General features: G+C 62.8%; 10 protein-coding genes. 6 read left to right on the forward strand and 4 right to left on the reverse strand.

What is annotated here, in order from left to right; genetic code table 11:
* The first annotated feature begins 10 nt into the window (after window positions 1–10).
* Window positions 11–4,156: a tetratricopeptide repeat protein gene (locus ACHHTY_RS07565; RefSeq protein WP_395493500.1), complete on the forward strand. Its 4,146-nt coding sequence runs from the start codon at window positions 11–13 to the stop codon at window positions 4,154–4,156.
* A 390-nt stretch (window positions 4,157–4,546) separates the two neighbouring features.
* Window positions 4,547–5,032, forward strand: a complete 486-nt coding sequence (gene greA, locus ACHHTY_RS07570) for a transcription elongation factor GreA (RefSeq protein ID WP_395493501.1) — start codon at window positions 4,547–4,549, stop codon at window positions 5,030–5,032.
* Between the two features lie 125 nt (window positions 5,033–5,157).
* On the opposite strand, the gene ACHHTY_RS07575 is transcribed toward greA, so the two are convergent.
* Entirely contained in the window at window positions 5,158–5,763 is a 606-nt protein-coding gene (locus ACHHTY_RS07575) for a TetR/AcrR family transcriptional regulator (RefSeq protein ID WP_395493502.1), read from the reverse strand.
* Window positions 5,764–6,002: 239 nt separating this feature from the next.
* Here ACHHTY_RS07575 and purD point away from each other — a divergent pair, with 239 nt between their 5' ends.
* Entirely contained in the window at window positions 6,003–7,277 is a 1,275-nt protein-coding gene (gene purD / locus ACHHTY_RS07580; protein ID WP_395493503.1) for a phosphoribosylamine--glycine ligase, read from the forward strand.
* An 89-nt stretch (window positions 7,278–7,366) separates the two neighbouring features.
* Complete coding sequence (locus ACHHTY_RS07585; RefSeq protein ID WP_395493504.1) at window positions 7,367–8,032, forward strand: L-threonylcarbamoyladenylate synthase; 666 nt, start codon at window positions 7,367–7,369, stop codon at window positions 8,030–8,032.
* Between the two features lie 12 nt (window positions 8,033–8,044).
* On the opposite strand, the gene tsaE is transcribed toward ACHHTY_RS07585, so the two are convergent.
* From tsaE to ACHHTY_RS07600, 3 genes are all read right to left on the reverse strand, one after another.
* Window positions 8,045–8,527: a tRNA (adenosine(37)-N6)-threonylcarbamoyltransferase complex ATPase subunit type 1 TsaE gene (gene tsaE / locus ACHHTY_RS07590; RefSeq protein ID WP_395493505.1), complete on the reverse strand. Its 483-nt coding sequence runs from the start codon at window positions 8,525–8,527 to the stop codon at window positions 8,045–8,047.
* On the reverse strand, window positions 8,524–8,790 hold the full coding sequence (locus ACHHTY_RS07595; protein WP_395493506.1) for a hypothetical protein: 267 nt from the start codon (window positions 8,788–8,790) through the stop codon (window positions 8,524–8,526). Before ACHHTY_RS07595 ends, tsaE begins: the two co-directional genes overlap by 4 nt.
* Before the next feature lie 214 nt (window positions 8,791–9,004).
* Window positions 9,005–10,036, reverse strand: coding sequence for an NAD(P)/FAD-dependent oxidoreductase (locus tag ACHHTY_RS07600; protein WP_395493507.1), 1,032 nt, complete (start codon window positions 10,034–10,036; stop codon window positions 9,005–9,007).
* Between the two features lie 362 nt (window positions 10,037–10,398).
* On the opposite strand from ACHHTY_RS07600, the gene ACHHTY_RS07605 reads away from it, so the two are divergent.
* Entirely contained in the window at window positions 10,399–11,775 is a 1,377-nt protein-coding gene (locus ACHHTY_RS07605) for a M23 family metallopeptidase (protein WP_395493508.1), read from the forward strand.
* 4 nt (window positions 11,776–11,779) lie between these two features.
* Window positions 11,780–12,881 (forward strand): DNA mismatch repair endonuclease MutL (gene mutL, locus ACHHTY_RS07610; protein ID WP_395493509.1); only part of this gene is annotated, 1,102 nt, incomplete at its 3' end.

Below are 12,881 nucleotides of genomic sequence, written 5' to 3' on the forward strand. Positions count from 1 at the left end.
GGGGTAGCCGATGACCAGCATGGACGGGCGAGCGCGCCTGGGGACAGGGTGCGCCCATAACGCAAGCGAGATTTCGGCCCGCGGCAATTGGTGCCTGGGACTGGTTTTTCTGCTGCCGGTGCTGCTGGGCCTGTTGCTCGCCGGGCCGGCGGCCGCGGAAGCGCTGGTGCCGGAGCGCGAGGTTGTCCAGCAGGATTCCGCCCGGCCGGCCTGGAAAACCCGTTGGGCCGAGGCCCGCGACCTGGTGCGCCGCCAACTGTACCGGGAAGCCGGGGCCCTCTACGAGGAGTTGTTGGCCGAGCAGGGCCATCTCGAGGAAGCGCGCTGGGAGTTGGCCCGCCTTTGGCTCCAGCTTGGCGAGGCGGAGCGGGCCATGCTGCACTTTGAACTTTTGCAGGAAGCCGAGCCAACCCGGCCGGAATATGGCCGGGGATTGGCGGCCGCCTTGCTGGCCGCGGGCCATTTTGGCCGGGCGGCCGAGTTATTTCACCTGCTTCTGGGGCAGGATCCCGATGAACCCGAACTTTTGGCCGGCTTAAGCGAAGCCTTGCTGGCCAAGGAACAGGGAGCCGAAGCCCTGCCTTACCTGGAAAAGCTGGTTGGTCTGGACCCGGAGCAACCCATTTTCAGCGAAAAACTGGCTCGTCTATATCAGCAGCAGGGAATGCCCGGCAAGGCCCGTCCGCTGGCGCGGCGCCTGGCCGAGCCGGCAGCCGCGGCGGATCGAATCCTGGTCCTGGCCGCCGAAGTTCATGAATCGCTGGGTCTGAGCCGGCAGGCGGCGGGGTACTGGCGGCGGCTGCTGGAACGTGATCCCACCCACCCCCGGGCCGCGGCCCGGCTGGAGTCCTACCAACTCGCCGAGGGCCAGGGGGAAGAAGCCCTGCGCTACCTGTTGCCCGCCCTGGCGGCTGCTCCCGAGGATACCTGGCTTTTACGGCGCCTGGCCGAGGTCTATCTCGGCCTGAACCGCATGGCCGAAGCCCTGCCTTACCTGGAGCGCTATCTTGAACTGCGGCCGGCCGACCGGGAAGTTCTAACCCTGGCTCTGGAAACCTACAACGCGCTGGATCAGCGGGCCGAAGCGCTATTGACCCTGGAGCGGATGCTGGCTTTGGATGGCGAGGCGGCGCCGGACAAACTGGTGCAGGCGGCGCTGCTCTATGAAGAACAGGGGCGGTACGCCAAGGCGCTGGAGCTCTATCCCCGCATCCTCTCCTACTATCCCGCTGATCCAGTCTTAAGCGCCCGCAAGCTGCGGCTGCTTTCCGTCATGCAGCGGGAAGCAGAGATCGGCGATTTTTTGAACCGGCCCGAACGGCGGGACCAGGTTCCGGCAATTCTGGCCGCCTGGCACCAGCTGGAGCCTGACAACCGGCAGGTGATGGTGGCCCTCTCCTTTGCCTATCTTGAAGAGGGAGAACTTGGCGCCAGTGAGCGCCTGCTGGACCGCCTGGCCCGGACAGACGGCGATGATCCCGAAATGCTGCGGGCGCGGGCGGCTTTGCGGGCAGCTCAGAGCAGGCCTTACGCGGCCCTTAAGGATTACGAGCAGCTCCTCCGGCAGGATCCCCGGCAGCGTGAACCGCGGCGCCGGGGCCTTTTGCTGGCGGCCGAGCTTGGTTTACCGCTTGAGGTCCGGGAGCATTCGGCGCCGCTGGAGGCCGCGGCGGCCGGGGATCGCTCCCTGGCCATGGAACTGGGGGCGGTGCGCCGGGATGCCCTGGATCTGGGCCCGGCGGCGGCAGGTTTTGCCGCCTTGCTGGCCCAGGTTGAAACCCCGGAGGAGCAAATCGTAGTTCTCCTGCAATATGCCGAGGTTTTTCGCCGGGCTGGATTGCCCTACGAAGCCGAGGAGTTGTTGCGGATCGCCCTGCTTCGCGACCAGAATCAGCCGGCAATTTATCACGCCCTTTTCAACCTGGCCCTGGAACAAGCCCTGCTTGCCGAGGCGGAAGTCTGGCTGGCGGGTTTTACCAGGGCTCTGCGCCATTATCCTTCCCAGGAAGCGGTCAGCCCCGACCGGCCGCTCTCGGTGGTCCGGGGGCGAATATTGGCCGAGGAAATGCAGCTGCGGCTTTGGTCGGCCGGCGGGGATCATCGCGGAGCATTGAGCCTGCTGCGCCGCCTGCTGCAGGAGGAGGAAGGCCGGGTTGACGATTTTCGGCTGCTGGCGGTCAAGGTTTTGCTGGCGGCCGATTCCCTGCGGTCGGCGGAAAACATGGTTCGGGATTTACTGGGGAGGCCCTATCCCGATCCCGAAGCCCTGGTTCTGGCCGCGCTGATCAGTGAACGCCAGGGGCGGGAGCGGGAGGCGGCCGCCTTGCTCGAGGGAGCCCTGGTCTGGGCGGAGATCGACCCCGGTCGGCAACTCAAGCTGGCCGCCGCGTTGAACAGCCACCAATTCCGGCCTAAAACGGCAGCGGAACTTGCCGGCCAGGCCCTGGCGGCCATGCCGGGTTCGGCCTGGGCCGCCCTGCTGCAGGCAGAGGCTCTGGCCGCCGATGGGCAAACCGGTCCGGCCCTGGCCCTGCTGGAACAGCTGCCTCCGGCCCTGGGGGAGTTGTTCAGCATTGAGCAGCGGCGAGTCGAGCTGCTGCTGCATTTGGGGCGGGTCGACGAAGTTGTTGAACTGACCGAAAAACTTGCTGCTGCTTACCCTTGGAGCGCCTCATCCCAGAGGCTGGTCAGGGTTCACGCCTTGTGGCTGCAACGGCAATGGCGTCCCGCCATCGGCCAGCTCGAGGAAGGATTGATCCCACCGGTGCTGGAGCTTATGGTCGCCGGAGCGGAAGCCGAGGCGGTGGCGCTGCCGCCCGATGACCCTCCCGGCATCTGGGGCCGGGTCACCGGGGCCGTCAATCCTCTGGTGGAACTGGTCGACGAAGTTATGAGTCCGGCCTATGCCGCCGGGTTGCAGCCGGGCGAAGCGCGGTTGCGCCAAATATCCGCCCCCCTCTATGCCAGTTACCGCTGGCAGCAGCGCTTCACCTTTGAGTTGCGGGCCCGCGGGGCCGTGGAACGGCGGGAATTTTTCGCCGCCGCCCGGGAGTTCGAACGCCTCGCCCAGCAATATCCCGATGAAGGGCCGATTCTTTATGACCTGGCCGGCCTTTACAGCCGGATGGAAAGACTGGAAGCGGAAGCCGCCATCTATCGCCGCCTCCAGGCCGACAATTTGCGTTATCCCGGCCTGGAAGAAGCCAGGCTGCGCAATGATCTCAAGCGGCGGCCGCGCTCCACCCTCCATTACGGTTACCGCCGCGAGGAGGGGCGGGATGGATACAAGGCCATGGCCCAGGAGTGGCTGGCGGCCTCCCAGCGCCTGGCGCCCTATGTCGGCCATGAATTCGATTTATCCGTCAGTCGCCGTCATTACCGGGACACCGACGGGCCCGGCTCGCTGAGGGCCAGGCAAGTCGAGCTCCTTTACCGCCGCGACGCCTTCGCCGGGGTCGATCTGGTTCTGGGGCTGGGCGGATTCCTGCCCGAGGGCGAGGCCGATGAGGGCCGTGATACCCTGCTGGGGCGGGCTGAAATCGCCGGTGATTTCGGAGATCGTTTCTGGGGCCGGGTCGCCTACCGGCGCGCGATGGTCGAGGATACCCTGGCCGCGGTCAACCGGGGGATCTGGCTCGAATCCCTGGCCGCCGAGGCGGCCCTGGATCTGCTGCCCCGCCTGGAGGCCGGTTCGGGCTACAATTTTCACTATTATTCCGACGGCAACCAGACCCATGGCTACGATCTCTGGCTGGTCTACACCGTATTGACCGACCCGACCCTGCTGACGGTCAGCTACACCTACGACTTCCGGGACTCGCAAGCCGGCCCGCAAGGGGGGGGAGAGTTACTGGCGGACGGCTTCAGCGCCGATGATCACCCTTACTGGGCCCCTTTAAATCACTGGCGCAAAACCTTTGCCGTGGCCTTTCGCCATCAGTTGAGCGACGACCCTTTTCTGCGTGACGCCCCCCGCTATTACAGCCTGCGTTACGCCACCAGCTACGATTCGGACGGCTATGGCCACCAGACCCTGGCCGGCGGTTTTTTCCTGGAGTGGACCCCCAAGCTTATTTTCCAGGCCGGGATCGAACTGGTTTCCGGCTCCGACTATCGAAGCCGGGAAATCAGCACAGCTCTTACCTACCGCTGGTAGACCGGCAAATTGGGCCCAGGCCGTTTAGATGGCGCCCCCGGTGCAGGTGGGGTCCGGGACCATGTCTATTGCAATCCGGTCGCGGCTATGGTAAACCCGAAACAAAGCGGCCGGGGCGCTCTCTATAAAGGGCTCCGACCGTTTTTATATTTGTCGGCTCCGCCGACGGGCTCCTGACGGAGCCGGTTGCGGAGGGCGGCATTTAATTTTAATTAGAAGTTTGCGCCGTTTCGTCCGGCTTCGGGCCGTCCATCGAAACGGCGTGATTTTTTTATATGGGATCCAGTAGGCTTACTGCTGCAGGCCGTTGTAGCCGCAGGGTCGCTGCGGGAATCGGAGTGCTGATCCTGTTGATACCATTGATTTTTTTGGCTTGGAGGAAAAAGGCTCATGGTTGCGCGAATTCCCATGACCAGGAATGGTTACGAAAAATTAAGGCTGGAGTTGAATCATTTGCAGCGCCACGAGCGGCCGGTGGTGATCAAAGCCATTGAAACGGCGCGGGAGCACGGCGACTTGAAGGAAAACGCCGAATATCACGCGGCCAAGGAGCGCCAGGGCCATATTGAAGGCCGGATCATGGAACTCAAGGACAAACTGAGCCGGGCCGAGGTCATTGACTGCAGTTCCCTGGAGTGCGATCGGGTGGTCTTTGGGGTGGTGGTCAAGTTGGTGAACCTTGATACCGACGACGAGGTCAGTTATCAATTGCTGGGCCCGGAGGAAGCCAGCGTCGAAGCCGGCAGCATCTCGGTTCTTTCCCCCCTGGGCCGGGCCATGATCGGCAAGTCGGTGGGCGATGAAGTTATCGTGAAAACCCCCGGCGGAGTCCGCCAATTTGAACTGCTGGATATCTCTCCGCCCCCGGAGGGCTGACCGGGCTGGCGCGGAGCGGCGCGACCTTTTAGCGCCGGCAGGTCCTGGGCCATGGGCGGACCGGACCCGCCGGCCCCGGTTGCGCCGCCCGGCTGAACAGTTAGCGGCGGTTCGGGGTGGTTTTTTCAGTTCTGGGTGGCGGGGGCGATGATGCCCTTGAGGAAAAATCCGGTGATCTGTTCGGCGGTTTCTTCGATGGAATAGGAGTGATCCGGGGAGAGTACCCAGAGTCGGGAAGTTTCATCCAGGGCCCCGAAAAAAGCCTGTTCAAACACTTCCGGCAATATTTCCGGCCGGAAAATTGCCATTTCCTGACCTTTCCTGACGATTCCCGAGATAATATCCAGATATTCGCTGAACTTGGTGTTCCGGTATTCCCGCATGAACTTGTTGCTCTGCCGGAGTTCGGTATGCAGGACCTCGGCCAGTTCCCGGCGGTCATCCATCATTTTGAGATGATTGAGGGCGAAGATGCCCAGCATCCGCCGGGGGTCATCGCCGGCCTCGGATTCCAGCAGCTGTTTGACTTCCAGGATTATCTTGCCGATCTCTTCCTCGAAGAGAGAGATCAGAATATCGTATTTATTGTTGAAGTAGAGGTAGATAGTGCCGTCGGCCACCTGGGCTTCCTTGGCGATATCGGCGATCCGGGCATGGAAAAAACCCTTGCGGGAAAAAACCCTGATGGCGGCTTCAATGATTTTCGAGTGCTTGTCGGCAGTGCGGATCATGTCTCGGACTCAATTCCGGTTGGTGGGCGCTGCGGGTTGCTTTAGAGAAAGTTTGCAAAAGGTGGGTGAGTATTCATTCATTTTTTTTCTCCCGTCAATTTATTCAACGCGGTAACCGACTGTCAAGGATTATGTTCGCTAAGCAGCTTCGGCCCGCCTTGACAAATGGCCACCGAAAACGGTACTTTCCCGAAAAGTGATTCACCTCAGCTTCCGGTCGCGGCCGGGAAGGAAGCAGAATGAAAATCCTGATTATCGGTTCGGGCGGCCGGGAGCATGCCCTGGCCTGGAGTTTTGCCCGTTCCCCCAAGGTGAGCAAGCTTTACTGCGCCCCCGGCAATGCCGGCATTGCCGCCCTGGCCACCCCGGTGCCAATTGACCCCAACGACAGCCCCGCCCTGGCCGCCTTCGCCCGGGCGGAAGGGATTGATCTGACCGTGGTGGGGCCCGAGGCCCCATTAAGCCGGGGCATTGTAGATCATTTCAGCGCCGAGGGGCTGAGGATTTTCGGCCCGAGCCGGGGGGCGGCGGCGCTTGAGGGCAGCAAGGTCTTCATGAAGGACCTGCTCCGCAAATACCGGATTCCTTCGGCCGCTTATGCGGCCTTCAGTCAGCGGGAGAAGGCCGTCGCCCATCTTGCCGGCTGTAGTTTCCCGGTGGTGGTCAAGGCCGACGGTCTCGCCGCCGGCAAGGGGGTGATCATTGCCGCCGAAAGGGCCGAGGCGGTGGCTGCCCTGGATCTGATCATGGCTGATCGGGCCTTCGGCGAGGCCGGCAGCCAGGTGGTCATCGAAGAATTTTTGACCGGGGAGGAGGCTTCCTTCATCGCTTTCACCGACGGCAAAACCGTGCTGCCTCTGCCCAGTTCCCAGGACCACAAGGCCGTTTACGAAGGGGACCGGGGCCCCAATACCGGCGGCATGGGGGCCTATTCCCCCGCCCCGGTGCTGACCCCGGAATTGGAAGCCCAGGTCATGGCAAATATCATGTATCCCACCGTGGCGGCGATGGCGGCGGAGGGGCGGCCCTTCCAGGGGATGCTCTATGCCGGGCTGATGATTGAAAACGGGGCGGCCAAGGTATTGGAGTTCAACTGCCGTTTCGGGGATCCCGAGGCCCAGCCCCTGTTGATGCGCTTGCGCAGCGATCTGGTCGATGTCATCGAGGCGGCGATCGATCAGCGGCTGGACCGGATTAACCTCGAGATCGATCCCCGGCCCGCGGTCTGCGTGGTCATGGCCTCCGGGGGATATCCCGGATCCTATGCCACCGGCCAGGAGATCAAGGGGTTGCGGGAGGCGGCGCTGGTTCCCGGAGTCGAGATATTTCATGCCGGCACCCGGCGGGAAAACGACCGGGTGGTCACCGCCGGAGGCAGGGTGCTGGGGGTTACCGCCCTGGCCGATGATTTGCCCGCCGCCATCGATCAGGCTTATCGGGCGGTGGAGCTGATTTCCTGGGATGGTTGCTATTATCGTCGGGATATCGGGCAGAAAGCTTTGCGGCGGGGATGAACGGCCGCTACCGGAGGCCGGAGCTTGGCGGGGACCCATGGCGGGATCTTGAGCCTTGAACTATAAAAAATACTGGAGATTAAAAGGGCTTGCAGCACTCTTCCGATTCTGAACCGCAGGCGACATCCTCCGATATCGAGCGGGCCGTGGCCGTGATCCGCCAGGGGGGGATGGTCGCTTTTCCCACCGAAACCTACTATGGCCTGGCCGTCGATCCCTTCAACCGGGAGGCGGTTTCCCGCTTGTTTGCCGTCAAGCGCCGGGCCCCGGACAAGCCGATTCTCAACCTGGTCCCCGACCGGGAAAAAATGGTCCGGTTGGTCCGCCGGGTTCCCCCGTGCTACGAACCCCTGATCGCCGCCTTCTGGCCCGGTCCGCTTACCCTGGTTTTTGCGGCGGCGGAGGATGTTCCGGTAATTCTTACCGGCTATACCGGCACGGTGGGGCTCAGGATTTCCTCCAACCCGGTGGCCGCCGGGTTGGCCACCGCTTACGGCGGCCCGATTTCCGCCACCAGCGCCAATCTCTCCGGCCTGCCGGCGGCGGTCACTGCCGCCGAGGTCAGCAGCCAACTGGGCCCGGATGTGGATCTTATTATCGATGGGGGAACTACTCCCGGCGGTCTGGGTTCTACCATCATCGGAGTGGCGGATGAACGCCCGGTTTTGCTCCGGGCCGGAGTCATTTCCCGGGAAAAAATCAGCGAGGTTTTAGGCGATGATTTTGTGCTCGATGGACCGGTAAGCGAGCAATAACCGGGTCCTTGGTTAAGATTGCGGCTTATGGGCCGCTAAAGATTTAGCCCGCCGGCCAAGATGCACCATCCTTGCCGTTTGACCGCTGAAGTCGAGGCGGACATCCAGCCGCTCCGGCGGCAACAACCGGCCCAGGCGGTCCGGCCATTCGATCACGCAGACTCCCTCCCCGTAAAGATAATCCTCGATTCCCAGCTCCAGCAGTTCTTCTTCTTCCCCGCTTAATCGATATAGGTCGAGGTGATAAAGCGGCAGGCGGCCTTGATACTCATGAATGATCGCAAAGGTGGGGCTGGTGACGGGCTGGTCCGCCGGAACCCCCAGCCCGGCGGCAATCGCCTGGGTCAGGGTCGTCTTGCCGGTCCCCAAGGGGCCGCTGAGGCAGATCACATCTCCGGCCGCGGCGGCTTCTCCCAAACTGCGGCCAAAGGCCAGCAACTCCTCCAGGCTGTCCAGGATGAAGGGGGTGGGGGGCTTGGAGGGCGGTCTGATCATTTTTTATGGCAGAAGAGACAGCGAAAAGTCGGGGGGTGGTTTTCCGGCAGGGGCCGAACCCCTTCCGGATAATGGCAGTTTTCGCAGAATTTTTCCGCCTCTTGTCGGTCCATGGTGAAAAAACGCAGGTGGTTATCGTCCTGGGGCAAGCGGGCGGTGGTTACCGGGGGAGCGTTCCAGAGAAAGAGAAAGATTCCGAGGCAGACAGCGATAAAAATTACGTTGAGCAGCAGGATTTTACGTTTTTTGGTGTCCAATTTCATGGGTTGCTCCGTGATTTTGTTGACCGCTGAGGAAGGGGAGAGGGGAGGGAGGGCGGATCCCCCCGGAATTTCCGGTGGACATTGCCGGCTTCTCCGGGGCCTCGGTGGTTGGTGATTTATGCTCGCTCCATGACAGAGAGCGCATTTTTGAACCAAAAGTTCATTTTTTTCAACAAATAATTTTAAATCGCCGGCTCAAGTTCGGCCGCCGGATCTAGCGGTTTGGCTTGCCGATTTCCAGGGCGGCGTGGTTGAGCAGGCGCCAGCGCAGGGCCAGGGTAAGGGTTTCGAGCAGCAAACGTCCGCCGAAGGGCCGGCGGGCAGTGAAGCAGGCCAGGGCTCGATGACGGGCATGGCGGGGCAGAAGAGCCCCCAGGTCGGGGGAGCGGCCGTCCTCGGCCAGGATGGCCGCCGCCGCGGCGCGGCCAGAGAAGATGGCCGCCGCTATGCCTTCCCCGGTGAGGCCGGAAGCCAGGCCGGCGGCATCTCCGGCCAGCAGGATGTTGCCGAACCGGGCCCCGCGATAATCGAAGCTGATCAGAGAGGCCCGGGGTTTGATGCCGCCCAGGGCTAAGCCCCGCTCCGCGGCCCAGCGCCGAAAGCGATCATGGAGACCCCCTGAGCCGCGGCCGCGGTTGAAAGCGTAAACTCCCACCGAAGCGCTTTCCCGGTGGGGGAAAATCCAGGCATAGCCGCTGCCGAACCGCTGGGGATCGAGGTGCCATTCCATCTCCTCGAAGTGGCCGCGAATCTGGTAGTTAATGCCGACCCCGGCCAGTTCCAGGGGCAGACCAAGATGGCGCCGAACCAGGGAGTTGCTGCCGTCGGCCCCCACCAGGTAGCGGTAGCGGAAGTCGCCCTGATCGGTAAGCACGGTTTGAGCCTGAATTTGCCGGGCCCGGACTCCGCCGAGGACCACCGCGCCGGCGGCTTCCGCCTGGCCCTGCATCCAGGAGCCCAGCCTTTGCCGATTGACGGTACAGATAATGGGACGTGCTTCCCGGAGGCGGAAATTCTGGCTGGCGGTTATGATCCGTTGCTGGTTGAAACTGCGCTCCAAAAGATCCGGGGGCAGATCGGGGTCCAGGGCGGCGCTGGGAATGCCGCCGGCGCAGGTTTTGGGTCCGGCCGTCGGCAGGCGTTCGAGCACCAGGACTTCCCGGCCGGCCCGGGCCAAAGCGGTGGCGCAGGCCAGGCCCGCCGGGCCGGCGCCGATGATAATGGTATGGGCGGATGGACTGGACATGGATGGCGCAGGGTGAGGTTGACAGGGGCAAGGGGTGGTTCCCCGGATATCAAGCCTGTTCAGGGCAACTAACCGTCAAGCGGGGCGGGCCCGGCCAAACGCCCCGTAGAGCGGCAACTTTCGGCCCCCCATTGCCGGGTTGCTTATCGCCGGGCAACCGACCCGAGGGCAGAAATGGGAAAGGCTGCTCCATGGGTTCTCCTTAACTCGATTTTGCCTTCCAAGCAAAGGAAATTGCCCGCTGCCCTACCTTTTTCCTGTCCCCTGTGTTAAAATCAAAGCTCTGTAAGTTTCCCCGTTTTCCAGTGGTCCCGGCTTATATCAAGTTGCCCTGTAGTCTTGCCCGGAGGAGAAAGATTGTCATGAGTTTTGAGCCTGTCGAAAGAAAATGGGGCAAGTCCCCCCTTGCGTTTCCCCTGACGGTTTTAGTGGTTGTGCTGATCCTGCTGGTGCCGCTGGTCGTGGTGCTGACCCGGCTTTATGAGCCTGAACCCCCTGGTCTGGTCCTGGCCGATGAGCTTGCCCGGATCGGCTTGAGCAGCAAAATAGCAGTGACGGCTACCGATGAACGGAGCGGATTGCGCAAGGTGGAGGTCCTGTTGCGCCAGGAACAACAGGAAGTGACCCTTCTCAGCCGCGAATTTCCTCGGCAAAGCTGGTTTTTCCGGGCCGGGCCGCCCAGTTACAACGAAACCGTCGAGGTAGCAGTAGGTGAGCTTGGCCTGCGGGACGGCCGGGCCGAACTGGTCCTGCGGGCTCGGGATTATTCCTGGCGGCAGCGGCTGGCCGGCAATCTCGCGGAAGAGGTCCATCCGCTGCTTATTGATACCCGGCCGCCGGTGATCAGCGTCGGTGACGCCACCCGCTATGTGCGACCCGGAGGAACCGGTCTGGTTCGTTATACCATCGATGAGGAGGTGGCCCGGCACGGGGTGATGCTCAATGGTATTTTCCATCCCGGCTTTCCCCTTTCCCCCGAGCTGCCCGGCGAGTATCTGGCCTATTTCGGCCTGCCTTATGATACCGAGACGATCAGCGAGGCCCTGGTGATTGCTGAAGATCTGGCCGGCAATCGCGCCCGGGGCGGAATCGCCGTCAATTTGCGGCGGGTCAACTATCCCCGCGACCGGATCAACCTTTCCGATAACTTTCTCCGGGCCAAGATGCCCGAGTTCACCGCTTATTATCCGGAAATGTCCGGTTCCCATCTCGATCAGTTTCTTTATGTCAACCGCGAAGTCCGCGGGATGAATGACCGCCGGATCAGGGAAATTACCAGTAATTCCTTGCCCCAGCGGCTCTGGGAGGGGGTTTTTCTGCGGATGGCCCGCAGCAGTCAGCGGGCCGGTTTTGCCGATCATCGCAGCTATTTTTACGAGGGCAGCAAGATTGACGAGCAGGTCCATCTCGGAGTGGATTTGGCCTCGGTGCGCCAGGCCGAGATCGAGTCGGCCAACCATGGAGTCGTGGTTTTCGCGGAATATCTGGGGATCTACGGCAATACGGTGATAGTCGACCATGGTCAGGGAGTTTTCAGCCTCTATTCCCACTTGAGCCGGATCACGGTGGAAGATGGCGAGCGGGTGGAGCGCGGGGGCCTGCTGGGCTACAGCGGGGTTACCGGCATGGCCGGGGGAGATCATCTCCACTTCAGCATGCTGGTCAACGGCGTCTTTGTTGATCCCATTGAATGGTGGGACCGAAGTTGGGTGGAAAATCAGCTTACCGTGGGGCGTTGAATCCTTGTCGGCGATCAGAATCCTGCCCGAAAACCTGGCCAACCAGATCGCCGCCGGCGAGGTGGTTGAAAGACCGGCCTCGGTGGTCAAGGAACTGCTGGAAAACGCGGTGGATGCCGGGGCGCGGAATGTCACGGTCCAGGTCGAGGGCCGGGCCGTGGGCCTGATCCGGGTCAGCGATGACGGCGGCGGCATGGATGCCGATGACCTGCTGCTCTGCCTGGAGCGCCATGCCACCAGCAAGATTAACGATGCCGCCGGTCTGGCGGCCATCACCACCCTCGGCTTTCGCGGCGAAGCCCTGCCCAGCATCGCTTCGGTGGCCAGGCTGACCATTACGTCCCGGGCCGCCGGGGCCGATCTGGCAACCCGGCTCGAAGTCCGGTTCGGTACCGTTCGCCAGGTTGTTGAGGCCGGGGCCGCCGTCGGCACCAGCGTTGAGGTCCGAGACCTTTTCGCCAATGTCCCGGCTCGGCGCAAGTTTCTTAAAAGCCCGCGCACCGAGCTTTACCACGTAGAGGAGTGCGTCAAGAACTGTGGCCTGGCTTTTCCCGCCATGGGGGTCCACTACCAGGTGGACGGGCGCACGGTTATCCAGTGGCCGGGCGCGGTCGATGATGCGCCGGGTCGGATTCGCCGCCTTTTGCGGAGCAGTGCCCGCCAGGAGATGATCCTGGTCGGTGCCGGCCCGGGCAGGGTCCCTTCCCAGCAAAATCCGCTGGCAGCTGCGGTCTCCGCTGTCCCCGCGGTTTTCGGCCTGTTGCTGGCCCCGGAGGATATTCCGGCCACCGGGGCCCGCCTGCGACTTTTCGTCAACGGCCGGCCGGTCAGGGACCGGATGATCGCCCATGCCGTGGCCGAGGGTTTGCATCACCAGCTGCTGCGGGGGCGCCTGCCGGCCGGGGTGCTCTTTATCCGGGTGGATCCGGCCACCGTGGATGTCAATGTCCATCCCACCAAGCAGGAGATTCGCTTTCAGCAACCGAGCCTGATCCACGACGCCGTGCGGGCGGCGGTGCGGCAAGCCCTGGCGGGGCACGAAAAGGATAAGGGACGGGCCTGGTTCGGTCCCGCCCTCCCCGCCGATCCGGCCGGAGCTGGCGAAG

Source organism: Desulfurivibrio nitratireducens (assembly GCF_044068515.1).
Lineage (GTDB): Bacteria > Desulfobacterota > Desulfobulbia > Desulfobulbales > Desulfurivibrionaceae > Desulfurivibrio.

Coding starts and splice junctions, on each gene's coding strand:
- ACHHTY_RS07575 (WP_395493502.1), bottom strand. CDS start 5,763: ATGATCCGCACTGCCGACAAGCACTCGAAAATCATTGAAGCCGCCATC.
- ACHHTY_RS07600 (WP_395493507.1), bottom strand. CDS start 10,036: ATGTCCAGTCCATCCGCCCATACCATTATCATCGGCGCCGGCCCGGCG.
- ACHHTY_RS07565 (WP_395493500.1), top strand. CDS start 11: ATGACCAGCATGGACGGGCGAGCGCGCCTGGGGACAGGGTGCGCCCAT.
- greA (WP_395493501.1), top strand. CDS start 4,547: ATGGTTGCGCGAATTCCCATGACCAGGAATGGTTACGAAAAATTAAGG.
- ACHHTY_RS07605 (WP_395493508.1), top strand. CDS start 10,399: ATGAGTTTTGAGCCTGTCGAAAGAAAATGGGGCAAGTCCCCCCTTGCG.
- tsaE (WP_395493505.1), bottom strand. CDS start 8,527: ATGATCAGACCGCCCTCCAAGCCCCCCACCCCCTTCATCCTGGACAGC.
- purD (WP_395493503.1), top strand. CDS start 6,003: ATGAAAATCCTGATTATCGGTTCGGGCGGCCGGGAGCATGCCCTGGCC.
- ACHHTY_RS07595 (WP_395493506.1), bottom strand. CDS start 8,790: ATGAAATTGGACACCAAAAAACGTAAAATCCTGCTGCTCAACGTAATT.